The organism is Faecalibacterium sp. 3 (assembly GCF_048323735.1).
In the GTDB taxonomy this organism is placed as follows: Bacteria; Bacillota; Clostridia; order Oscillospirales; family Ruminococcaceae; genus Faecalibacterium; species Faecalibacterium wellingii.
Genome location: NZ_JBLWFN010000001.1, coordinates 1,053,842 through 1,077,426 on the forward strand (window position 1 = coordinate 1,053,842; position 23,585 = coordinate 1,077,426).

A 23,585-nucleotide genomic window follows, 5' to 3' on the forward strand; every position below is an offset into this window, starting at 1 on the left:
GAAATTATCACTATGATCATCTCCACCAAAAAAGGGACTCCGAAGGACGAACTGGAAAAGATCGTTGACAAATTCGAGAAGCAGGGTCTGGACGTGACCCTCATCACCGGCAAGAACTACAACGTGTTTGGTCTGGTGGGCGACACCACCAAGATCGACGAGCGGGACGTGCTGGCAAACCCGTGGATCGATAATGTTACCCGCGTATCCGCGCCCTATAAGCGCGCAAACCGCCTGTTCCACCCGGCAGATTCGGTCATCGACTGCGGCGGCGTGAAGATCGGCGGCAAGGAAAAGATCGCCGTCATGGCAGGCCCCTGCAGCATCGAGGGCGCAGAGCAGGCTCTGCGCATTGCACAGGGCGTCAAGGCCGGCGGTGCCACCCTGTTCCGCGGCGGCGCATACAAGCCCCGCACCTCTCCCTACTCCTTCCAGGGCCTTGAGACCGAGGGCATTCTGGACATGGTAAAGGCCCGCGAGGCCACTGGCATGCCCATCGTCTCCGAGCTGATGAGCGAGGACCGCATCCCCGAGTTTGAGGAGTATGTGGACGTGGTACAGATCGGTGCCCGCAACATGCAGAACTTCCAGCTGCTCAAGGCCGTGGGCAAGATGCACAAGCCTGTGCTGCTCAAGCGCGGCCTGTGCAACACCATTGAGGAGTGGATCATGAGCGCCGAGTATATCATGGCCGGCGGCAACGAGCAGGTCATCCTGTGCGAGCGCGGCATCCGCACCTTTGAAAAGTATACCCGCAACACCCTTGACCTGTCCGCCGTGCCCATCATCCACGAAAAGACCCACCTGCCCATCATCGTGGACCCCAGCCACGCCACCGGCAAGGCAAACCTTGTGGAGCCCATGATGATCGCCGCCGTGGCCGCCGGTGCCGACGGTCTGGAGGTGGAGGTCCACTACGACCCCCAGCACGCATGGAGCGACGGTGCCCAGTGCCTGACCCCGAACGCCTTCGCACAGGCCATGGCAAAGTGCCGTCAGGTGGCATGGGCCATTGGCCGGGATATGTAACGGCCTATGCTGGTAACGATTCAAAACGCGCGTCCCGTGGGCGGCACCATCACTGCCCCGCCCAGCAAGAGCATGGCCCACCGTGCAGTGCTCTGCGCAGCACTGGCCGAAGGACGCAGTCCTATCACCAATCTGGAATTCAGCAAGGACATCTCCGCCACGCTGGGCGCAGCGGCACAGCTGTGCGCCCGTGTGCGCACCGGCGCAGACGACGCCGTGGTGGAAGGGCTGGGGCATTTTGTGCCCCTCGCCACGCCGGTGGACTGCTGCGAGAGCGGCAGCACCCTGCGCTTTCTCATCCCCATCGCCAGCCTGACCGGACAGGCTGTGACCTTCACCGGCCGCGGGCGGCTGATGGAGCGGCCCCAGTCGGTGTACGAAGCTCTGTACCGGGAGCAGGGCCTGCGGTTTGAACAGAGCGCTGCCGGGCTGACCGTGGAAGGGGCGCTGACCCCCGGCGAATACCGCCTTGCAGGCAATGTATCCAGCCAGTTCATCAGCGGGCTGCTGTTTGCCCTGCCGCTGCTGGCCGGAGACAGCACGCTGCACCTCATCCCGCCGGTGGAGAGCCGCAGCTACATCGACATGACCCGTGCGGTGCAGGCGGCCTTTGGCGTCGAGAGCCGCTGGCAGGACGAAAACACCCTTGCCATCCCGGGCGGTCAGACCTACCACCCCTGCGATTATACCGTAGAGGGCGATTACAGTCAGGCCGCGTTCCCGGCGGTGCTGGGGGCCGCGTGCGGCGGCGTGACCATCACCGGCCTTGCCCCGGACACCCTGCAGGGAGACGCCGCCATTCTGGACATCCTGCGCCGGTGCGGCGCAGTGTTCACCCGCACGGCAGAGGACATCTCTTTTGAAAAGGCCCCCCTGCACGGGGTGGACATCGACCTTGCGGACTGCCCCGACCTTGGCCCCGTGCTCATGGTGCTGGGCCTGTTGTGCGAGGGCACCACGGTCATCCGCAACGCAGAGCGGCTGCGCCTGAAGGAGAGCGACCGCATCGCGGCCATGGAGGCCGAGCTGCGCGCAGTGGGCGGCCTGGTGGAAAGCGAGGGCGGCACCATCACGGTGCAGGGCTGTGCAGACAGGCTGCACGCCCCGGCGGGCGTTTTGCACGGCCACAACGACCACCGTGTGGTCATGAGCCTTGCGGTGCTGAGCCTTGCCACAGGCATCCCTCTGACGGTGGACGATGCCGAAGCCATCACAAAAAGCTGGCCGAATTTCTTTGAGGCCATCAAGCCCTTGGGCGCGGAGGTGGAACATGTTGGATAAAACAAAGCGTTATCTCGTGGTGGGCCTTGGCCTGCTGGGCGGCAAGTACGCACTGGAGCTGACGAAAGCCGGCTTCCATGTGGACGGCATCAACCGCAGCGAGGGGCATCTGCAGTACGCCCTCAGCCACGGCTATATCGCCAGCGGCAAGACCCACGATTTTGAGGATCTGGTGCAGCAGGCCGACCACATCATCTTCGGTCTGTACCCCACAGCCCTGCTGGAGTGGTTCAAAACCTACGGGCATCTGCTCAAGTCCGGCTGCATTTTCACGGATGTGTCCGGCGTAAAGACCGGCCTTGTGGAACCGGTGCAGGCCATGTGCCCGGCAGGCGTGGAGTTCATTGCCAGCCACCCCATGGCGGGCCGTGAGACTTCCAGCGTGGAGCACGCCGCCGAGGTGAATTTTGCCCCCGCCAACTTCATCATCACCCCCACCGAAAAGAACACCCCGGAGGCCATCCAGTGGGCAAAGGAGCTGGCCGGGGTGCTGGGCTTCCACCACATCTGCACCCTGACCGTGCAGGAGCATGACCGGATGATCGGCTATGTGAGCCAGCTGTGCCACGCCATCGCCGTGAGCCTGATGTGCGCCAACGACAACTCTTCGCTGTGCGAGTACACCGGAGACTCCTTCCGGGATCTGACCCGCATTGCACGCATCAACGACAAAATGTGGGCAGAACTGTTTTTGTGGAACAAGCAGAACCTGATCAGCGAGATCGACCAGTTCGATGCCGCTCTGCAGGAAATGCGCTCTGCTCTTGTGGCCGACGACCGGGATAAGCTGGAACAGATGTTCCGTCTTTCCACCCAGCGCCGTGCGGCCTTTGACAAAAAACTGCCCGAATAACCTGAATTTGGAAAGCCGGAGGTATTGCCATGCCCAAGCAGGAAGGCCAGAAATCCAAGCTTTTGACCCTTTTGCGCATCCTTGAGCAAAAGACCGATGAAGAACACCTGCTCAATGTTCCCCAGCTGGTGCAGCTGTTGGAGCAGCATGGCATCCTTGCCGAGCGCAAGAGCATTTACAGCGATATCGACACCCTGCGCTCTCTGGGCTTTGACGTCCAGCTGCAGCGGGGGCGCGGCGGCGGCTACTGGCTGGCCAGCCGCACCTTTGAGCTCTCGGAGCTCAAGCTGCTGGTGGATGCCGTGCAGGCCAGCAAGGTCATCTCTGCCCGCACCAGCCGAAAGCTCATCCACAAGCTGGAAGCCCTCTGCTCCGACTACGAGGGTTCCCAGCTGCAGCGTCAGGTGTATGTGGACGGCCGCCCCAAAAGCGACAGCCACACCCTGCTGTACAGCATCGACGCCCTGCACAGCGCCATCAACGCAGGCCGGATGGTGAGCTTCCGGTACAAAAAAGACGGCACCCGCACCGTGAGCCCATGGCGGCTGGCGTGGGACGGCGGGTGCTACTACCTCATTGCCTATCAGGACGAGAAAGAGCCTGCGGGCATCCGCAACTACCGTGTGGACCGCATGTCTGCCGTGACGGTGCTGGACGAAGCGCGCCGGGGCAAAGCCGAGTTCCGCCAGTTTGACCTGCCCGCCTACCTGCGCAAGCACTTCAACATGTTCGGCGGCACCGAATACCGGGTCACCCTGCGCTGCACCGCCGACCTTGAAAGCGCCATGCGCGACCGCTTTGGCAAAAGCATCCTGCTGGTGCCGGAGGCGGACGGCACCCACTTCCATTTTGATGTGCCGGTGTGCGTCAGCCCCCCAGTTCTACGGCTGGGTGTGCGGCTTTGACGGCAAGGTGGAAGTGACCGCCCCCGCCGAGGTGCGGCAGGAAATGCGGCAGACGGCAGAAAAACTGGCAGCGCTGCACGCCTGAAAGCAGGAATGCGCACCGCGCTGCTTTGTGCAAAAACATTTTTTGACCGGATAGCTCAGGGAGATCTGCGGATCTGTCTAGGCTTTTTATTTGCACGGCCAAATCATTTCCCGGATTTTTGTGCAGCTTTGCCCTGTCATTCTGTCGCAAATTTTCGGCTTATTTTGTGCTAGTTTCACAAAATTGCCCACCCCCCCCCCCGAAAATTCGGCATTTTATCTTGACATTTTCCGCGGCACAGCACTATACTTGTGCCGCAAAGAGACGCCGGGCATGAAAATGCGCAGCTATGTGATTTTATGCCCCGAAATCCCGGTTTTTGCCGGTTTTCGGTATCGTTCCCGGTAACGTTCACGGTAACGTTCGCGTCTCTGTAAGCTTTTTTGTTTGGAGGGTTTTGCAATGAGGAAAAACGTGAAAAAACAGCTTGCCTTGCGGGTGCTGTCCACGGCGGCTCTGTTGGCCATGGTCTCGTCTATCGCCACAGCGGCGTTTGCGGATACCTACGACCTGAACACGGGCAGTGTGACGGTAGAGACCAAAGATGACGGCTATACCTATGTGACGCAGACGGACACAAAGACGGGCGACTTCGCCCAAAATAGCAAGGGCGATACTTTGGACGGTTATAAGGACACGGACCCGAAAGGCGTTACCATCACCAGCGGCGGCAAGCAGACTTCAAATACCATCACGGTGGAGACAGCTGATAAGCAGACCACCAATGTGACCCTGGAGAATGTGCACATTGAGCAGCCAGACTCCCATTGGAGTGGGAATACTGACCCCGCACCCATCGAGATCAAGGGCAAGGGCGACACCAACCTTGAGCTGAACGGCGATAACATCGTTCTCAGCGGCAATTCAAAACACGCCGGTATTGAAAAAGCAGACGTAAACGGCACCGGTACCCTGACCATCAAGGACGATGTGAACGATGATGGCAAGCTGCTGGCAGGCGGCTACGGTAGTGGTGCCGGTATCGGCGGCGGCTCATATCACGATGGAAAGAGTTATGACCATACTTCCAACATTACCATCACCGGTGGTGATATCACTGCCAGCGGCGGTACTCACGGTGCCGGTATCGGCGGCGGCGACGGCGGTACCGGCAAGAACATCCGCATTGAGGGCGATGCACATGTTACCGCCTTTGCATACGATAGTGCTGCCATTGGATCCGGTTATGAATCGTCAGGCAACAGTGATATTACCATCACCGGTAATGCCACTGTGACTGCTGCTAGCGAAGTTGGCAGTGGCATCGGTCAAGGTCTTAATGCTTCTGGTAAAGCCACTATCACAATTTCTGGTAATGCATCGGTAAACGCCGAAACCTTCAACGATCATGCAGCCATTGGCAGTGGCCCGTCTTCTGCTACGGTTAACATCGGAGATAATGCTGCCGTTACTGCCGTTGCTCCTGGTGTTGCCATCGGCACCGGTTATGGCCATAAAGGCACCTCCACTGTGATCAATATTACCGGTGGAACAGTAAATGCCGTCACCACCCGTGGCAACGAATCCAATCCCGCTATTGGCACAGTTAAGGGCAATTTGGACCTTACGATCAACAGCTCTACCGGAAAAACGACCGTAAATGCCTACACGACCAGCAGTGACCCCCTACCTTTAATTGGCACCGCCAATCATTACCACTCTTCTACACATAAAGATGATAGCATCAGCCCATCTGAGGGCGCAGAATACAACGAGGATGGCTCTTCCCATCTGGGCGAAGACAATGCCGCTATCATCAATTCCTACTGCAACACTACTTTGGGGACTGACACTTATGATGCGCCCAAAACACTTGATGAGTATGCATTTCATGCCACTTATGAAGCTTATGGCGATCTCTACAATGCGAAGCATACCCTCTCTGACAAAGACAAAGGTGACCTCACCAAGGTCGTCCACAACCGCAAGTACATGAAAGAGCACCCCGAAATTGTTGATGACATCAACAAGCTGGAAAACAGCGACCTGCACGACTGGCAGCTGAAGGGCGAGGTCGTGGAGCCCACGCTGGAAAAGGACGGCTATGCAGACTACGTCTGCCGCATTGACAAGTGCGGCCAGACCAAGCGTGTGGTGCTGCCCAAACTGACCCCGGAGGAATCCGGCAGTGTTGAAACGCGCGAGGTCGGCGTGATCTACTGGGATGCCGCCGCACAGGCTGCCCCGGCAGCCCTGCAGGGCAAGGTGCTCTCGGCAGATGAGCAGACCGCGACGGCAGAAAAAGCACAGGTCGAGTCTCTGCTGGCAGACAAGGCAAACTGGAAGCTGGCGGAGGACGTGGGCGATTTGATGATCCACCCTGCTGCAGACGCTGCGGGCACGGTCTATGAGCAGGCCGTGAAGGCGAGCGGCTGCCAATATTACGTCATCGCCAACGTGACGGCACAGTAAACACTGCCTCCTCTGCCGTGCTGACCGCAAGCGGTGCGGCAGATTTCTCAAAAAGAGGGACGGATGCACATCATCGAGTGCATCCGTCCCTCTTTTTATTCCTCAAATTCCAGATCGCCGGGCAGGATCAGGTCCAGCTCCGCGTCCGGCTCTGCCACAAGGCGGCGGCTCTGGTGGAAGATGGCCTTTTCCAGCGTGTTGCGGGCAAGACGGCCGTTGCCGGCGGTGCGGCTGTCCAGCGCCTGACGGCGCTTGTAGTAGCCCAGCAGCGGGAAGGTGCAGCCCTCGGCAAGGCGGTAGCCTTTGCCCTTTGCCAGCACGTTGGTGATGTCCAGCAGCTCGTCTGCCGTGTAGTCCGGGAACTCGATCTTGTTGGGGAAGCGGCTGGCAAGACCGCTGTTGGCGGTAAGGAACGCTTCCATCTCCCGGGTGTAGCCCGCCAGAACGACCACCAGCTCGTCCCGGTGATCCTCCATGCCCTTCACAAGGGTATCGATGGCTTCGAGGCCAAAGCTGTCCTGCTCGCCGCGGTAGAGGCTGTAGGCTTCGTCGATGAACAGCACGCCTCCCAGCGCGCTCTCGATGACGCTATTGGTCAGCGGGGCGGTGTGGCCGGTGTAGCGGCCCACAAGGTCGGCGCGGGTCACTTCCACCAGCTGACCGCCCTTCAGCGCACCAATGGCCTTGAGGTACTTTGCCACCAGCCGGGCAATGGTGGTCTTGCCAGTGCCCGGGTTGCCGGTGAAGATCATGTGCATGGAAAGGCTGGCAGTCTTGAAGCCTGCCGCCGCGCGGCGCTGCTGCACCTGCAGGTTATCCGCCAGACCGAACACATACTCCTTGACCGCCCCAAGGCCCACAAGGCTGTCAAGCTCTGCACGGACCGCTTCTGCAGCCCCCGTGTACTCGGCGGGCAGCAGGGCAGACAGGTCGGCGGGGGCGGCATCGTTCAGTGCAAACTGCACACCCTCCGGCTTTGCGGTCAGGGTGACGGTGCCGGTAAGCTTTGCATCGGTCTGCAGGCAGTATTCACTCAGGGCACGGAAGATCTCATCACAGGCTTCCCCAAGGCCCGCTGCTCCCTTTTCTTTGGTGCACCGGGCTGCAACATAGTCCCGCACATCGGCCCCCGCACAGAGGGTCAGACCGAGGCGGGTGCTCACCTTCTGGGCCAGCGCATTCAGCTGCTGCGCCGCCAGCGCTGCAAGGTCCTCGCGGGCAAAGGCGCTGGTGGCGCACACATCGCCCACCGCCGCCACAAAGGGCGCACCGAACTTATCTGCCAGCGCGTCCCGGCCCTTGCGGGAAAAGAAGATGAGGTACTTGCCGCAGGGCGTGATGCTGCTCACTGCGCCCGGAGCCAGCGCCGTGCCCGCATCCACAAGGATGCCCTCCTTGTTCACCAGATACCGGCTGGAAAGCGGCGCACTGCCCTTCACGGCCAGATCGGACAGCATTTTCAGGAAGCCGGGGTGGCAGCTTTCGTAGTGCTCAAAGATCACGATCTCCCCGGGTGCGTGCAGGGCCGCGTACAGATCCTGCAAAAACAGCTTTTCCGCACCGGAATTGGGGTAGAGGGCAAGATCCACCACCGCGGTTTTGTCGCTCTGCAAAAGGCCCCGCGCCGCCATGATGCGGGCGGTCTCTGCCAGCGCAAAGTGCCGCCCGGTGCCCGCACCTCCGCAGATCAGGATCACGTTGCGTGCCGCCGGGCGCTCGGTGCCCAGCACAAAGGGCCGGCGCATGGCGCGCACCACACTGTCCACAAAGGCGTCCTGCCCCAGCACGGTCTTTTTTACCTCGGCGGCAAGGCCCTCAAAGCTGCCCAGCTGCTCTGCGGGCAGGTCTGCCGTGCCTTTGGCAAGCAGGCCGTCGGCTTCCATATCCCGCAGCATCTGGCGGCTGTCCTTCAGTGCAGACTGCACCGCGTCATCCTTGGTTCTGAGCTGAGCATTCTGCTTTTTGAGCAGGGCATCCAGCTGCTTCTGGTTTTCCAGCAGGGCAGCGTTCAGGTCCGGCACGGCTGAAGTCCCGGATTTCTGCGGCTTCGCCTCCGGCTGGGCGGTGCCGCCAAAGCGCGGCCTGCCCCCTGCACCGAACACACCGTTCATAAGGTTTTCCCAATCGTCGGTATATGCCATGGTTTGCCCTCCGTTTTTGTCGTTTTCTTCCAGTATAGTGTACCCGGACAGGTTTTGCAATTCCCTCTTGCAAAAAAGACCGCCGGTGTTTACACTTATATCTGATAGGAAATCTGCAAGAAGGAATGAAGAAACTATGACCGTCAAAACGCCCGCCGAACTGAAAACGCTATACGAGAGCATCTCCTTTGACCTTCAAACCACCTACACCGGCCCGCTGGGGCAGGAATATGCTGTTTCCGGCACCCATCTGCGCCTGTGGGCACCCACGGCGCAGAGGGTGGAGGTCAGCCTTTACCGCAAAGGCAGCGGCGGTGAGCCCATAGGCACTCTGCCGCTGGAGCGGGGGCAGCAGGGGGTGTGGAGCATCTATCTGCCCGGCGACCAGCACGGACGATACTATACCTATACGGTCACAGTGGATGGCATTTCGCGCCAGACCGGCGACCCCTATGCCCGTGCGGCAGGCGTGAACGGCACCCGCAGCATGATCGTGGACCTTGCCCGCACCGCTCCCTCCGGGTGGGAGCGGGATGTGCGTCCGGTCATCCCACCGGAGCAGCGCGCAGTGTGGGAGGTAAGCGTGCGCGACTTCTCGCAGGATGCTGCCAGCGGCGTGCGCCCGGCATGGCGGGGCAAGTTCATGGCCTTTACCCAGCAGGGCACCACCCTGCACGGGGACGGCATCCACCCCACCTGCCTGAACTACCTCCGGCGTCTGGGCGTGAAGTATGTGCAGCTGATGCCCATTTTCGACTTTGGCAGCGTGGACGAGGCAAAGCCGCTGCTGCGGCAGTACAACTGGGGCTATGACCCCACCAACTACAATGTGCCCGAGGGCAGCTATTCCACCGACCCCACCCGCGGCGAGGTGCGCATCCGGGAATGCAGGGAGATGATCGCAGCCCTGCACGCGGCGGGCATCGGCGTGGTGATGGACGTGGTGTATAACCACATGTACCGCAATGAGAACCCGCTGAACGATACCGTGCCCTGCTACTTTTTCCGCCAGAACGAGGACGGCAGCTTTTCCAACGGCAGCGGCTGCGGCAACGAATTTGCCAGCGAGCGGCCCATGGCCCGGCGGTATATGATCGATTCCATCCTCTACTGGGCGCAGGAATACCACATCGACGGCTTCCGGTTCGACCTGATGGGCCTGTACGATGTGGAGACCATCAACGCCGTGCGCGCCGCGCTGGATGCGCTGCCCGGCGGGCGGGATATCCTGATGTACGGCGAGCCGTGGCAGGGCGGCGGCAGCCAGCTGCACCGGTACGAGGCCAACAAGGCCAATCTGTCCATGCTGAACGAGCGCATCGGCATCTTCTGCGACGACACCCGCGACACCATCAAGGGCGGCTGCTTCAACGCCCGGGAGCCGGGCTATGTGGAGGGCAGGCCCGGCAGCTTCTGGGACATCGGCGGTGCGGTAGCGGCATGGTGCCGCAGTGACCGTCTGCCGCCCCACGCGCCCAGCCAGATCGTGAGCTATGTTTCCGCCCACGACAACTTCACCCTGTGGGACAAGCTGCTTTTGGTCCGGTACGAAAAGCCGGAGTTCACGGCGGCAGACGGCACAGCCCTTGCCCAGAACCGGCTGGCGGCGGGCATTTACCTGACCAGCTTCGGCCTGCCTTTCCTGCAGGCGGGCGAGGAGTTTGCCCGCACCAAAAAAGGGAAGGGCAACAGCTACTGCTCCTCGCCTGCGCTGAACCGGCTGGACTGGGAGCGGGCCGAAAAATATCATGCACTGGTGGACTACTACCGCGGCCTGCTGGCGCTGCGGGCAAGGTTCCCGCAGCTTTCCAGCACCGACCCCCACGCGCCGGATGCCCTGCACTTTTTCTCGCTGGAGCAACCGCTGGTGGGCTGGCTCCTGCCGGCACAGTGGGGCGATGGTGCGGCATGGCAGGCGCTGTGTGTGTTCTACAACCCCACCGATGCCAGCAGGACCGTGCCGCTGCCGGTTGGGCGCTGGCAGATGCTGAGTGACGGCATTTCTTCCAGCCTGTGGCGCGGCCCGGCAAGGGTGTACGAGCACGAGGCTGTGCTGATGCCTTACAGCGCTACTATCTTCGGACAGATATAAAAAAACAGGAGCGGATGGAAAACTCTCATCCGCTCCTGTTTTCTATTTTGTTCAGCTGTTGGAAGCCGTCTTTTCGCCCAGCGTCACATTGACCGTCTGCATCTGGCCTTCACGCGCAATGGTGATGGAGAGGGTGTCGCCTGCGGCATGCTTCTGCATCAGGGTGCCAAGGTCGTCTTTCGAGGCGATTTCGGTGCCGTCCACGCTCACGATGCGGTCTCCGGTCTGCAGACCCGCCTTCTCGGCAGGGCCGCCCTTGACCACCTCCACAACGTAGACGCCGTAGGCGTTCACGCCCAGCTGAGCTGCAGTCTGTGCATCCTCAACGGCCAGATAGGTGATACCCAGATAAGGCCGTCCGGTCACATAGCCGTTTTCCAGCAGCTCCTGCGCCACCTTGATGGCGTCGTTGATGGGGATGGCAAAGCCCAGACCCTCGGCATCGCTGGAAGAGGATTTTGCATTCACAATGCCGATCAGCTCACCGTTCATGTTGAACAGGCCGCCGCCGGAGTTGCCGGGGCTGACCGAAGCATCCATCTGGATCAGGGACATGGTGTTCACAGAACTGCTGCCCTGAATGGTGACGCTGCGGTTCAAAGCGCTGATCATGCCGCCGGTGACGGTGCCGCCCAGCTCACCCAGCGGGTTACCCACAGCCATCACGCTCTGGCCCACCTTCAGGCCGTCGCTGTTGCCCACGGTGGCGGGGGTCAGGCCGTCGGCGTCGATCTTGATGACCGCGATATCGCTGGTGGTATCCTCGCCCACGAGGGTGGCGGTATAGTCCTTGTCACCAATGGTAACGGTGATGGTGGAAGCGCCGTCCACCACATGTGCACAGGTGAGGATGTAGCCGTCCGAGCTGATGATGACGCCGCTGCCGGCGCCGCTTTCCACCTGATTCTGGCCGTACCACGACCACTGAGAATAGACCACCTGCTCGGTGGTAATGACCACCACGCTGGGGCTGACCAGATCGGCCACCTGCTCGGTGGTCAGGCCGGTGCCGGTGCTGGACGCTGCGGTGATGCCGCTGTCCGCACTGTCGGAGCTGCTCGCCGTGGAGGAAGGTGCCACCTGCTGGATGACCACCTTACCACTGCCGCCGAACTTTGCGCCCACAAAGCCGCCGGCAAAGCCCATGGCTGCGGCCAGCACCAGCGCCACCGCACTGCGTGCGATGCGCCTGCCGGTGCCCTTCTTCTTTTTGCGGGGCGGCTTTGCGCCGGTCTGCGGCTGCACCGGCTGTACCGGCGGCGTGGTGCCGCCTGCTCCGTCGGCCGTCTCAGGCTCTGCTGCGCGCGCCTCCGGCTGCGGGTCATTGTACTGGTTGGCGGTATTCATGCCGCTGCTGCCCACATTGGGATAGCCGGTGCCGCCTTCGGGTTTATTCTGAGAGGAATAATCATATTCCCACTTGTTCTCGTTGCCCATGTTGATACTTCCTTTCCGTAGAGGATCTGCCCACAGGAGCCATGCTCCTTTGAACTGTTCTCATTGTAGCGGACAATTGTGAAAATCAATCGCTTGCGCAGTGAAGAAACTGTGAAATAAAGACACACTTTCTGCCCTTGACAGCAGCCCCCGCACTTGCTATTTTAGAAGCAGATTCAGGAGGGAACACATCATGGAGCTGCACCGCACGAAGGAGGGCTTTGCCCTTTACAAGGAGAAAACACAGATCGGCTTTTGCACCCTGACCCCAGCCCCGAAGGGGGCCGCCATCGCCGCCCTTTGCATCCAGCCCCAGTGGCGGCGCAAAGGGTACGGCTCCTATTTTCTAAAAGAAATCTTGCGCAGCTTTGCCGGATATGACCGCGAGCAGGCCACGGTGTTCACCGCCCCGCTGCCCGCCGATGCCGCAGAGCTTGCGTTCTGGGCAAGGTTCGGCTTTGCAGCAGAGGGGCCGCAGCTGGTGCGCCGCCGCACCCCGGACCTGACAGCCGTCCGGTTCGTGCAGGACTTTTTAGCCGCACGGCTGGGCCGTCCGCGCCTTTGCATCGATGCTACCTGCGGCAACGGCGGCGACACAGCCTTCCTGTGCGGGCTCACCGCCCCAGAGGGCAGGGTGCTGGGCTTTGACATCCAGCCCGAAGCCATTGCTTCCACCCGGAAGCATCTGGAGCAGCTGGGCATTCCCGCCGAGAGGTATGAGCTGCACTGCCAGAGCCACGCAGACCTTTTACAGGTTGTGCAGCCCGGTACGGCAGATGCGGTGATGTTCAACTTTGGCTGGCTGCCCGGGGCCGACCACGCGGTGTTCTCCACGGCAAGCAGCAGCATCCCCGCCCTGCAGGCGGCTTTGGAAGCCGTGCGGCCCGGCGGCGTGGTAAGCGCCATCCTCTACAGCGGGCAGGTCATCGGCACGGACGAAAAGCAGACGGTGCTGGAATATCTCCGGGCACTTCCGCTCAAAAGTTTTACCGTTCTGGTGTGTGATTTTGCCAACTGGGCCGAAACCGCACCTCTGCCCTGCATCATCCTGAAAAAATAACGAAAACACTTGCATTATGGAGCGTTTTCGGATAAAATAGGGTGCGTATGTGTAAAAATATACTTCTTCCGTCACGGCTGACGCCGTGACGGAAGGAGTTCCATCCATTTCAGGAGAAATAATAGTTTATGACAAATCGTGAAGAAATCGAGCGCCGCCGGACGTTTGCGATCATCAGCCATCCCGACGCCGGTAAGACCACTCTGACCGAAAAGCTGCTGCTGTACGGCGGAGCCATCAATCAGGCAGGCTCCGTCAAGGGCAAGCAGAGCGCAAAGCACGCCGTGTCCGACTGGATGGACATTGAGAAGCAGCGCGGTATTTCCGTCACCTCCTCTGTCCTGCAGTTCAACTACGCGGGCAAGTGCGTGAACATTCTGGACACCCCGGGCCATCAGGACTTCTCGGAGGATACCTACCGCACCCTGATGGCGGCAGACTCTGCCGTCATGGTCATCGACGCCGCAAAGGGTGTGGAGGCCCAGACCATCAAGCTGTTCAAGGTGTGCACCCTGCGCCACATCCCCATCTTCACCTTCGTCAACAAGATGGACCGCGAAGCCCGCGACCCCTTTGAGCTGATGGAGAACATTGAGGAGATCCTTGGCATCAAGACCTACCCCATGAACTGGCCCATCGGCTGCGGCAAGGAGTTCAAGGGCGTGTTCGACCGCAACACCCGCAAGGTGCTGGCATTTTCCAGCGACGGCCGCGCCAACGGCGTGAAGAAGGTGGATGAGACCGAGGCCGAGCTGGGCGATCCCGCACTGGACGAGCTGCTCACCCCCTACCTGCACCAGCAGCTGGTGGATGAGATCGAGCTTTTGGACGGCGCCGCCGAGGAATTTGACCTCGACAAGGTGCTGCGCGGCGAGCTGAGCCCCGTGTTCTTTGGTTCTGCCCTGACCAACTTTGGCGTGGAGCCTTTTCTGGAGAACTTCCTGCGGCTCACCCCCACCCCGCTGGCCCGCGTGGACAGCCTGACCGGCGAGACCGTGGACCCCTGCCGCGACGAGTTCTCGGCATTCATCTTTAAGATCCAGGCCAACATGAACAAGGCCCACCGCGACCGCATCGCCTTTATGCGCATCTGCTCCGGCAAGTTCGAGCGCGGCATGGAGGCCTTCCATGTGCAGGAGGGCAAGAACATCAAGCTGGCCACCGGCACCCAGCTGATGGCGCAGGACCGCGCCATCGTGGACGAGGCCTACGCCGGTGATATCATCGGCCTGTTTGACCCGGGCATCTTCTCCATCGGCGACACCCTGTGCACCGGCAAAAAGAAGGTCCAGTTTGCGGGCATCCCCACCTTCTCCCCGGAGCACTTTGCCCGCATTGAGCAGAAGGACACCATGAAGCGTAAGCAGTTCGTGAAGGGCATGGAGCAGATCGCGCAGGAGGGTGCCATCCAGATCTTCCGCGAAGTGGGCGGCGGCATGGAAGAAGTGGTGGTCGGCGTGGTCGGCGTGCTGCAGCTGGAAGTGCTGGAGTACCGCCTGAACACCGAGTACAACGTGGAGATCCGGATGCAGCAGCTGCCCTTTGAGCAGCTGCGCTGGGTGCAGAACGACCCCGACACCTACAACCTGCGGGATCTGGACCTGACCAGCGACACCAAGGCTGTGGAGGATATGAAGGGCAACCGCCTGCTGCTGTTCACCTCTGACTGGGCCGTGCGCTGGGCCGAGACCCACAACGAAACGCTGAAACTGAGCGAGTTCGGCAATATCTGAGTTGAAAGAGAGCTGCGGTGCGGGAATATCCTGCAGCTGCGGCTCTTTTTTCATAAAGCACAAAAAATACAACAAAGAATGCCAGTTACGGAATGAGATGCTCCCATTGCGGGGAACACTGCTGGCATGGAGGGAAGTATATGCAAAACATCAACATTGGCAAAAGCGGCATTCAGGTGCCGTTTCTGGGCATGGGCACCTGGGCCATCGGCGGCGGCTCCTGGTGGGGCGACAACGACGACGCCCTGTCGGTAAAGGCTATCCAGACTGCTGTGGAGCAGGGCATCCAGTGGATCGACACCGCTCCCATCTACGGCCTGTACCACAGCGAGACCGTGGTGGGCGAGGCCATGAAGCACATCGACCGCGACAAGGTGGTGCTTTCCACCAAGTGCGGTCTGGAGTGGCGGCACGAGACGCCGGTGCTGCACAAGGTCGTGGACGGCACTGCCGTCTACCGTGACCTGTCTGCCCAGAGCATCATCGAGGATGTGGAGGACAGTCTGCGCCGCCTGCACACCGATCATCTGGATGTGTTGTACACTCACTGGCAGAGCCCCGATTTCGGCATCTACCCGCTGGAAGAGACGGTGGAGGCCATGATGAAGCTGAAGGAGCAGGGCAAGATCCGTGCCATCGGTGCATCCAATGTCACTGCGGACATCATCCGCGGCTACTGCAAGTATGGTCAGCTGGACGTCATTCAGGAAAAGTACAGCCTGCTGACCCGCCGCGTGGAAAAGCAGCTGCTGCCCACCTGCAGGGAGCTGGGCGTTTCGGTGCAGGCATACTCTCCGCTGGAGCAGGGCCTGCTGACCGGCAAGGTGACCATGGACACCACCTATCCCGAGGGCAGCACCCGCAACACCAACCCCAGCTTCCAGCCCGCCCGCCGGGCACAGGCGCTGGACATGCTGGCAAAGTGGGGCGACCTGACCGAAAAATACGACTGCTCTCTGGCACAGCTGGTCATCGCCCTGACCGCCCGCATGATCCCGGGCCTGCATGTGCTGTGCGGTGCCCGCACCCCGCAGCAGGTGATGGACAACGCCGGTGCACTGAACATCAAACTGGACGGTGCCGATGCCGTCCGCATGAAGTGGGACGTGGATGCCATTTCCTGAGTTTTTGATTTAAGACGCAAAAAGCCTCTGACCGCAATGGTCAGAGGCTTTTTTGCATCTCAGCTGTTCTCCTTCCAGAACAAACCGCCGGAGGTCTGGAACAGCGGCCATGGGTTCACGCTCTTGCTGCCAAGTTTGAAGTCCATGGTCAGCTCCTCGCCCAGCACGCCCACGGCCTGCCCCTTTTCCACCGTCTGCCCGGCAGAGACAGAAAGTGCCTGCAGCCCGTACAGGTAGCTGCGCATCCCGCAGCCGTGGTCAATGACCACCGTGTTTCCGGTGAGGGCCAGCTCTGCGGCCAGCACCACCACGCCGTTTGCCGGGGCGCGGCAGGGCTCGCCGGGAATGGTGTAGAGCTTTGTGGAGTTGGAGCGGCTGCCCTGCCGGCCGTTGACCACCCTGACCTGACCGTAATCCACCAGCGTGGTGTAGCTTTCCACAGGGTTCACAAAGCCGCCCTGCCAGAGCTTTTCCCGGGCAGGTGCTTCGTACAGGCCCCAGACCGCATTGCGGAACTGGGTGTTCGCCGCTTTCGATGCATCCGGCTCCGGCTCCACATCCACCGTGCCGAAATCTCTGGGCAGCACGACGATGCTGCGGCTGACCGTCTCGCCGTTCACCGTGATGTTCACCTCATGCCCGCCGGAGGAAGCGTTGTAAGCCGCCGGGATATAGGCCCGCCAGCCATCCGGTGCACGCACGCACTGCACATTGCCAAGGTCCGTTTCCACCGTGGGGGCCGCATCGCCGGTCATGCCGGAAATGCGCAGGCCCACCACGCCGCCCTGCTCCACCCGCTCGGCCGAAAGCTCTGCCTCTGCGCTGGCCTGCAGGGTGAACCGGAAGGCATAACGGTACCAGCCGGTAGGCTTTGCGGGCTTTTCCAGCCTCAGATTCCTGCGCACAGCCCCGGTGCTGCCGCCCTCGAACTGCATCACGGTGCCGCCCTCCGGCACCCGCCAGACGGTCAGTTCGGCCTTGTACTCGCCATTGGCCGGGAACAGAAAGCTCTCGTATTCACTGGCTGTGCCCGTGAACACCGTCTCGCCGGAAGCCGTCCGGATGGTCAGGGTGGTGTAGACGGACCAGTCCGGCAGGGTGAGGGACGGGTGGGCCGTGTACAGGGTGCCCAGCTTCTGCACCGTGAGGGTCGCCGGGCTGGCGAATACCTTATCCAGCTGTCCGCCGATCAGCGGCACCTGCCAGCAGGCTCCGTTGCTCTCCAGCGCTTCGGCGCCGAACTGCGCCGCACTGTCCGGGCAGCTGCCCTCGGTGGTAAAGGCGTAGCTCACCCCCATCACCGCCCCCAGAAACACCCCGACGCCCAGCACCACACCCACGAGCCAGAGCAGAAAACGCTTCATGATGTACTCCTTCCGCAACGCTGTTTTTCTGCATCCCGCCGATAAAAACAGCTTCTATGTAACAAAAAGGGCGCACCGAAACAGTCTTGTGCAGACTGCCGGTGCGCCCGAAAGGTCTTTTGCAGTTCAGGAATTATTCTGCGGCGTCCTCGGCAGGGGCAGAATCCTCAGCGGGAGCAGCGGGCTCAACGGTCTCAGCATCGTCCTCGCCGAACAGCAGACGCTCGTACTCGTCCAGTTCCTTCTCACGGCGGTGCAGATAAACAGCAACAGCGGCAAGGGCACCGGCAACAGCAGCCAGAACAGTGATCACAGCGACCAGGCAAGATTTCTTCATAGGTTCGTACACTCCTTTTTTGATTGAAACGGTGTTTCAGCTTTTATCCAGTGCTTGTTGGCTTTTATTATACCCGTTCCTGTCAAAAATTACAACCATTCAGGTCAAAAAGGCCGAAATTTCATACCATAAGCTTCTTATATGACTTAAATGCACCGGGCAGGGTATACTCCGCCTGCAAAGCTTCCCGGCTGGCCCAGACGCAGCCTGCCGGGGCATCTTGGGCAGGCAGATGCAGCAGGATGCCGCTCATGTGCCACTCGATATGGCTGAAGATATGCTTTGCGGCGGGCAGGGCGTCCGGCGCAGCGCAGCCCGTGTCCAGCCCCATGGCCCGCAGACGGGCAAGGACCTCTCCGTCCGCAAGGGCTTCGCCCTCCCACAGCACCGGCTGCCACAGCCCGGCCAGCAGGCCTTTTGCGGGGCGCTGCTGCAAAAGAAAGCCCGCCGGGCTTTCCAGCAGGGCCAGTGTCACCGGCTCCATGCGCCGGGGCTTTGGCGCAGCCTTATGGGGCAGCTCCGGCGCGGTGCCCGCCGCCCGGGCGCGGCAGACTGCCGCCAGCGGGCATTTTTCGCACAAAGGCGCACCGTTCGGCACACAGATCAGCGCCCCCAGCTCCATGAGGGCCTGATTGTAGTCGCCCGCAGCGTCCGGCGGCTGATGCTCCATGACCCGGGCCGTAAAGGCCTTTTTCACCGCCGGTTCGGTGACGACGGCAGGGTCGTTGTACAAGCGGGAAAACACCCGCAGCACGTTGCCGTCCACCGCCGGCACCGGGATGCCGAAGCTGATGGAGGCAATGGCCCCCGCCGTGTAGTCCCCGATGCCGGGCAGGGCCCGCAGGGCATCGTAGTCGGCGGGCAGCTGTCCGCCGTACTGCTCACAGACGATGCGTGCAGCCTTTTGCAGGTTGCGCACCCGGCTGTAGTAGCCAAGGCCCTCCCACAGCTTGTGCAGCTTTTCCTCCCCGCAGGCGGCAAGGGCCGGGATGTCCGGCAGGGCGGCGAGAAAGCGTTGGTAGTAGGGCAGCGCCGCCGAGACCCGGGTCTGCTGCAGCATGATCTCGCTGAGCCATACATGGTAGGGGCTGGGGTCGGTGCGGAAGGGCAGGCTGCGCTGGTTTTTGTAGAACCAGTCCAGCAGGGCAGAGGAAATGTTTTCCACTTCTTTTGTGCTCCTTGTTGAAAAGTCGGACATCTTGCGATTTAGAATTGCCTTTGCTTTGCTCTGGCAATCATAGCGGTAAAATTTTTATAGAAAGCGATCCCGGAAAGTCTGTGGACTTTCCGGGATCGCACTTTCACAGGTAAGGCCGCCGCGGTCAACAGCTGTATCATTTTAAAGCAGCAGTTTCCGGATACGGCCCCTTGCGTGAAAATGTGTTTGGAGCGGCCCGCAGGCCGCGACAAACACGAATATTAAAAATTCATTCCGCTGAATATGCCCAAAGCGCAAGCGGAGGGCATTCAAATCGTCATACTCAGAATCCGTATGCGGTGCGGGGGAAGGGCAGCACGTCACGGATGTTCTGGATGCCCGTGAGGTACATGATCATGCGCTCGAAGCCCAGACCGTAGCCGGAGTGCTCCACGCCGCCGAACTTGCGCAGGTTCAGGTACCAGTCGTAGCTGGACTTGTCCAGACCCAGCTCGTCCATGCGGGCTGCCAGCTTGTCGTAGTCCTCTTCACGCTGGCTGCCGCCGATCAGCTCGCCGATGCCGGGCACCAGCATATCTGCGGCTGCCACGGTCTTGCCGTCGGCGTTCTGCTTCATGTAGAAGCTCTTGATCTCCTTCGGGTAGTCGGTGACGAACACAGGCTTCTTGAACACCACCTCGGTCAGGTAGCGCTCGTGCTCGGTCTGGATATCCACGCCCCACTCCACGGGGAACTGGAACTTCTTGTTGTTCTTCTTCAGGATCTCGATGGCGTCAGTGTAGCTGATGCGGCCAAACTCGCTGTTTGCCACCAGCTCCAGACGCTCGATGAGGCCCTTGTCGATGAACTGATTGAAGAAGGCCATTTCATCCGGGCAGTTGTCCAGCACGTAGCGGATGACGTACTTGGTCATGGCCTCGGCAGTGTCCATGTAGCCGGACAAGTCGCAGAATGCCATCTCCGGCTCGATCATCCAGAACTCGGCGGCGTGGCGGGTGGTGAAGCTCTTCTCGGCACGGAAGGTGGGGCCGAAGGTGTACACCTTGCCGAATGCCATAGCCATGGCTTCGGCCTCCAGCTGGCCGGAAACGGTCAGGTTGACCGGCTTCTCGAAGAAGTCCTGGGTGTAATCCACAGTGCCGTCCTCGTTCTTGGGCACGTTCTCCAGATCCAGCGTGGTGACGCGGAACATTTCACCGGCACCCTCACAGTCGGAGGCGGTCAGCAGCGGAGAGTGTGCGTAGACGAAGCCGTTCTCCTGGAAGAACTTGTGGATCGCATAAGCGGCGACGCTGCGCACCCGGAATGCAGCGTTGAAGGTGTTGGTGCGGGGGCGCAGGGTGGGCATGGTGCGCAGATACTCCATGCTCATCTTCTTTTTCTGCAGAGGATATTCCTCTGCGGGGCAGTCGCCCAGGATCTCCACGCTGTCGGCGTTCAGCTCAAAGGGCTGCTTTGCCTGCGGGGTGAGCACCAGCCTGCCCTTGATGCGCAGGCTGCTGTACAGACCGGTGTGGATGACCTCATCGTAGTTGGCCAGCTTGCCGGCTTCCAGCACCACCTGCAGGGTCTTGAAGCAGCCGCCGTCCGACAGGGCGATGAAGCCGATGTTCTTGGAGTCTCGGATGTTCTTTGCCCAGCCGCAGACGGTGATCTCGGTGCCGTCGGCGGGGGTGTTTTTGAACAGCGAAACGATCTCGGTACGTTCCATGATAGTTCTCCTTTATAACACAAAAAGACAGCTTTTTCTCCCTGAAAGTTCAGGGCGAACAAGCTGTCTTGTAATGTCCGCGGTGCCACCTGAATTACCGGAAGTGTCCGGTCGCTCACGCGCTCAAAAAAGCGCTGTCCCCGTAACGCAGGACCTGCGGCGCACCTACTGGCGGCCCATTCCAAAAGGCCGTGTTCAGCTTGCTGCTCCCGGGTGTTCGTTCGCGCGGCGCACGGGCGCGGCTCTCAGCTGTGCCGCACTCTCTGGGCCGGACGGCCCGCGCTACTTTTCCCGATCAAGGCATTTGACCTTTAAAAAATAGCACTTTGGCGGCGTTTTGTCAAGCACCGCCCAGCAGTGCGGCGGCAAGGCCCTTTGCCGCCAGCTGCCCGGCGTAGAGGGCCTCGTTCAGATTGTTGCCGTGCCCGCCGATCTCAATGAGCAGGCTGCCGCTGGTCAGGTCCTGATTGTAGAACCGGTAGCTGAACAGCACCGGCCGGGTGAACCCGGGGTACATCTCCTCCATGCTGCGCTCCCACGCGGCGGCAAAGCGCAGGTTCTGCCGCCAGCCGGGCAGCCGGACGGTGGTGCCGTTGTCGCACCCGCAGATGATCATGACCTGCGCGGCCTGCCGCCCGTCCACCGTGCACACCGGGGCATAGCGGGAGCCGCTTTCGGTCTCGATGGCGTCCCGGTGGACATCCAGCACCACCTTGATGCTGGGGTACCGGGCCAGATACTGCTGCACTACGGCCCGGCTGTTGGCATAGCTGCCGGTGTAGCTGGGGTAGTCGTTCAGGGTCTCGTCGTGCAGGGTGTTGATGCCCGCCGCATTGAGGGTGTCGGCCACCACGCGTCCCACCGCACACATGTTCACGCTGCAGTCGGTGCTGCGGGCACCGTCGCCCGGGGCGAACCACAACCCTGCCGAAAGACGGTAGTCCTCGGTGGCGTGGGTGTGCATCACCAGCACCTGCGGTTCGGGGCTGTCCGGCTCGATGGCAAAGGGCAGCGGATTCTTGATCTCTGCCGCAATGTCCGCTGCGCTCTGCCGGGTGTTGTTCTTGATGCTGCCCGCCCCGCAGGGGATATACTTTTCGCCGCTGCCCTGCGGATATTGCTTTTCAATGATCTTCCCTGCATCTGCCGGGCGGGCATCCTCCCCCAGCAGGGGCACAAGATAGTCCTCGATGCTGCCCGGCAACGCCTGCACGGCCTGCGGCAGGGAAGAAGCGGGCCCTTGCGGTACGGACTCCGGCTCTGCCTGCTCCTGCACCGAGGATGCCGTTTCTCCTGCGGCCTGCCGGCCCAGCCAGAGAAGGGTCTCGGCCATGGGCAGCGGTGCCGTGATGGCCGCTGCCAGCCCCAGCGCCGCGCTGCGGGCAAAGATGCATAGTGCGGCAAACAGCACTGCCGCTTCCAGAAATGGCCTGACCTGCCCCTGTCCCCGGGCGGGCAGCGGGATCCTGCTGCGCATGGCGGCACCTCCTTCCGGCTTGTTTTATCATTGTATGCCGGGCCGGGTGCAAAATAGCGCAGAATCCCAAAGGGGCTGTGCACTTTTGGGCTGCAGCCGCCACGCTCTGCAAAAAACGTTTCAGCCGGTCAACCAGCACAGCTGCGCCACGCTCAGCCGGGGCTGCAGGGCCCGGTTGATGGCTGCTGCCAGCAGAGCTGAGCCGTGGGCAATGACGCTGTCCAGCGCCCGGGGCGTCACCACAAGATCCGCCCCCTCCTCCGCTTCCATCAGGGTGGGGATGCCCGCTGCGACCACCGGCACGCCCAGCATCCCGGCGTCCAGATGCCTTGCGTGGTCTGCCTGTGCCGGGTGCAGCCCGGTGTCCGAAAACTGGATGCTGCGGCCCAGACGCGCACCCTCGGTGCTGCATAGGCTGTCCACGCAGATGAGGGCGGCAGGCCGCACCGCTTCCACCATTGCTCCGGCCAGCTGGCACAGGGTGAGCCCGGTGCTGCCCGACACCCCCGGCGCAATGGCGGCCACGGGCCGGATGCCGCGCACCGGCAGCGCATGCTGCGGCCCCATCGTGACCAGCACCTTCTGTACCGTGCGGGGGCCCAGCGCATCTGCCGTGATGCGGCGGCTGCCCACCCCCAGCACCAGCACCGGCCCCTCCGGCGGCAGCAGGGCCCGCAGCTCCGCCGCACAGGTCTCGATGACGTCGGCGTCCCGCTCGTCCAGCACGCTGACGCTGGGCATCTCCAGTGTCACATACCGTCCCCGAGGCCGGCTGAGCCCCTCCCGCGCGATCTCTACCCGTGTAACGGTGACGCCGCCGCGTTTTGCCGTTGCCAGCCGCACCCCCGCGGGCAGGGCCCCCTCTGCCGTGCCAAACAGCTCATCGGCCATATCCGTAAAGCGCATTTTCTCGCCCCTCCTGCCTGTTTTGGGGCCAAATGCCCCCTCTGTACGCAGAAAGTATGGCAAAAATCAAACTTTTCTAAACAAAAATCAAAAAAACGCTTGCGTTAATACGACAAATATGGTATCATAAGGTGCGCTGTTATAGGTAGCCAAGGAGGTGGAACGAATGCCTAACATCAAATCTCAGAAGGACCGTGTCGTGCAGGCTGTTGCAGAGCAGGCTCACAACAAGGCCATTAAGACCAACCTGAAAACAGTCGTCAAGAAGGCAGACGCTGCCATCGATGCGAATGCCGCTGACAAGGACGCAACCGTCCTGGCTGCTGTTTCCGCGATCGACAAGGCTCGCGCTAAGGGTGTCATCAAGAAGAACACCGCCAGCCGCAAGATCAGCCGTATGGCAAAGCGTGCTAACAAGAACGCTTGATTGCTTTCTGATTGACGAACAAAACCCCTGTACCGGATCTCCGGCACAGGGG

19 protein-coding genes are annotated in these 23,585 nt (G+C 61.2%); 11 read left to right on the top strand and 8 right to left on the bottom strand.

What is annotated here, in order from left to right:
- The first annotated feature begins 12 nt into the window (after positions 1-12).
- The 6 genes from aroF (at position 13) to ACNSPV_RS04940 (ending at position 6,565) form a co-directional block, all read left to right on the top strand.
- Entirely contained in the window at positions 13-1,029 is a 1,017-nt protein-coding gene (aroF, locus tag ACNSPV_RS04915; protein ID WP_348584380.1) for a 3-deoxy-7-phosphoheptulonate synthase, read from the top strand.
- A 6-nt stretch (positions 1,030-1,035) separates the two neighbouring features.
- Positions 1,036-2,310: a 3-phosphoshikimate 1-carboxyvinyltransferase gene (aroA, locus tag ACNSPV_RS04920; RefSeq protein ID WP_348584378.1), complete on the top strand. Its 1,275-nt coding sequence runs from the start codon at positions 1,036-1,038 to the stop codon at positions 2,308-2,310.
- Entirely contained in the window at positions 2,300-3,163 is an 864-nt protein-coding gene (locus tag ACNSPV_RS04925; protein ID WP_348584377.1) for a prephenate dehydrogenase, read from the top strand. The genes aroA and ACNSPV_RS04925 overlap by 11 nt, the downstream gene beginning before the upstream one ends.
- A 29-nt stretch (positions 3,164-3,192) precedes the next feature.
- Positions 3,193-4,068, top strand: a complete 876-nt coding sequence (locus ACNSPV_RS04930; RefSeq protein WP_348584376.1) for a WYL domain-containing protein — start codon at positions 3,193-3,195, stop codon at positions 4,066-4,068.
- Entirely contained in the window at positions 4,016-4,153 is a 138-nt protein-coding gene (locus tag ACNSPV_RS04935) for a WYL domain-containing protein (protein WP_348585207.1), read from the top strand. The genes ACNSPV_RS04930 and ACNSPV_RS04935 overlap by 53 nt, the downstream gene beginning before the upstream one ends.
- 402 nt (positions 4,154-4,555) lie before the next feature.
- Positions 4,556-6,565 carry a hypothetical protein gene (locus ACNSPV_RS04940; RefSeq protein WP_348584375.1) on the top strand — a complete coding sequence of 670 codons (2,010 nt, stop codon included), beginning with the start codon at positions 4,556-4,558 and terminating at the stop codon, positions 6,563-6,565.
- Between the two features lie 95 nt (positions 6,566-6,660).
- Here the strand turns inward: ACNSPV_RS04940 and ACNSPV_RS04945 are convergent, their stop codons facing one another.
- Positions 6,661-8,706 (bottom strand): AAA family ATPase, encoded by a 2,046-nt coding sequence (locus tag ACNSPV_RS04945; protein WP_348584374.1) that lies wholly within the window; start codon positions 8,704-8,706, stop codon positions 6,661-6,663.
- Between the two features lie 136 nt (positions 8,707-8,842).
- Between ACNSPV_RS04945 and pulA the strand changes: the two genes are divergently transcribed.
- The gene (gene pulA / locus ACNSPV_RS04950) at positions 8,843-10,798 is read left to right on the top strand and encodes a type I pullulanase (RefSeq protein ID WP_348584373.1); all 1,956 of its coding nucleotides are present in this window, start codon (positions 8,843-8,845) and stop codon (positions 10,796-10,798) included.
- A gap of 51 nt (positions 10,799-10,849) precedes the next feature.
- Here pulA and ACNSPV_RS04955 read toward each other — a convergent pair whose 3' ends face one another.
- Positions 10,850-12,235, bottom strand: a complete 1,386-nt coding sequence (locus tag ACNSPV_RS04955) for a S1C family serine protease (protein ID WP_348584372.1) — start codon at positions 12,233-12,235, stop codon at positions 10,850-10,852.
- A 193-nt stretch (positions 12,236-12,428) separates the two neighbouring features.
- Between ACNSPV_RS04955 and ACNSPV_RS04960 the strand changes: the two genes are divergently transcribed.
- From ACNSPV_RS04960 to ACNSPV_RS04970, 3 genes are all read left to right on the top strand, one after another.
- Positions 12,429-13,295, top strand: a complete 867-nt coding sequence (locus tag ACNSPV_RS04960; RefSeq protein WP_348584371.1) for a GNAT family N-acetyltransferase — start codon at positions 12,429-12,431, stop codon at positions 13,293-13,295.
- 128 nt (positions 13,296-13,423) lie between these two features.
- On the top strand, positions 13,424-15,028 hold the full coding sequence (locus ACNSPV_RS04965; RefSeq protein ID WP_207698798.1) for a peptide chain release factor 3: 1,605 nt from the start codon (positions 13,424-13,426) through the stop codon (positions 15,026-15,028).
- A 140-nt stretch (positions 15,029-15,168) separates the two neighbouring features.
- Positions 15,169-16,152 carry an aldo/keto reductase gene (locus ACNSPV_RS04970; RefSeq protein ID WP_348584370.1) on the top strand — a complete coding sequence of 328 codons (984 nt, stop codon included), beginning with the start codon at positions 15,169-15,171 and terminating at the stop codon, positions 16,150-16,152.
- A 59-nt stretch (positions 16,153-16,211) separates the two neighbouring features.
- Here ACNSPV_RS04970 and ACNSPV_RS04975 read toward each other — a convergent pair whose 3' ends face one another.
- The 6 genes from ACNSPV_RS04975 to gpr all read right to left on the bottom strand — a co-directional run bounded on the left by ACNSPV_RS04975 (position 16,212) and on the right by gpr (position 23,106).
- On the bottom strand, positions 16,212-17,516 hold the full coding sequence (locus ACNSPV_RS04975) for a M23 family metallopeptidase (protein WP_348584369.1): 1,305 nt from the start codon (positions 17,514-17,516) through the stop codon (positions 16,212-16,214).
- Positions 17,517-17,649: 133 nt separating this feature from the next.
- On the bottom strand, positions 17,650-17,853 hold the full coding sequence (locus ACNSPV_RS04980) for a phosphatase (protein WP_249237844.1): 204 nt from the start codon (positions 17,851-17,853) through the stop codon (positions 17,650-17,652).
- A gap of 121 nt (positions 17,854-17,974) precedes the next feature.
- Positions 17,975-19,018 carry an A/G-specific adenine glycosylase gene (locus ACNSPV_RS04985; RefSeq protein ID WP_348584367.1) on the bottom strand — a complete coding sequence of 348 codons (1,044 nt, stop codon included), beginning with the start codon at positions 19,016-19,018 and terminating at the stop codon, positions 17,975-17,977.
- 316 nt (positions 19,019-19,334) lie between these two features.
- Positions 19,335-20,723, bottom strand: coding sequence for an asparagine--tRNA ligase (asnS, locus tag ACNSPV_RS04990; RefSeq protein ID WP_348584366.1), 1,389 nt, complete (start codon positions 20,721-20,723; stop codon positions 19,335-19,337).
- A 340-nt stretch (positions 20,724-21,063) separates the two neighbouring features.
- Entirely contained in the window at positions 21,064-22,200 is a 1,137-nt protein-coding gene (spoIIP, locus tag ACNSPV_RS04995; protein WP_348584365.1) for a stage II sporulation protein P, read from the bottom strand.
- A gap of 120 nt (positions 22,201-22,320) precedes the next feature.
- Complete coding sequence (gene gpr / locus ACNSPV_RS05000) at positions 22,321-23,106, bottom strand: GPR endopeptidase (protein ID WP_249237840.1); 786 nt, start codon at positions 23,104-23,106, stop codon at positions 22,321-22,323.
- A gap of 166 nt (positions 23,107-23,272) precedes the next feature.
- Between gpr and rpsT the strand changes: the two genes are divergently transcribed.
- Positions 23,273-23,533 carry a 30S ribosomal protein S20 gene (gene rpsT / locus ACNSPV_RS05005; RefSeq protein ID WP_149793985.1) on the top strand — a complete coding sequence of 87 codons (261 nt, stop codon included), beginning with the start codon at positions 23,273-23,275 and terminating at the stop codon, positions 23,531-23,533.
- The last annotated feature ends 52 nt before the right edge of the window (positions 23,534-23,585 follow it).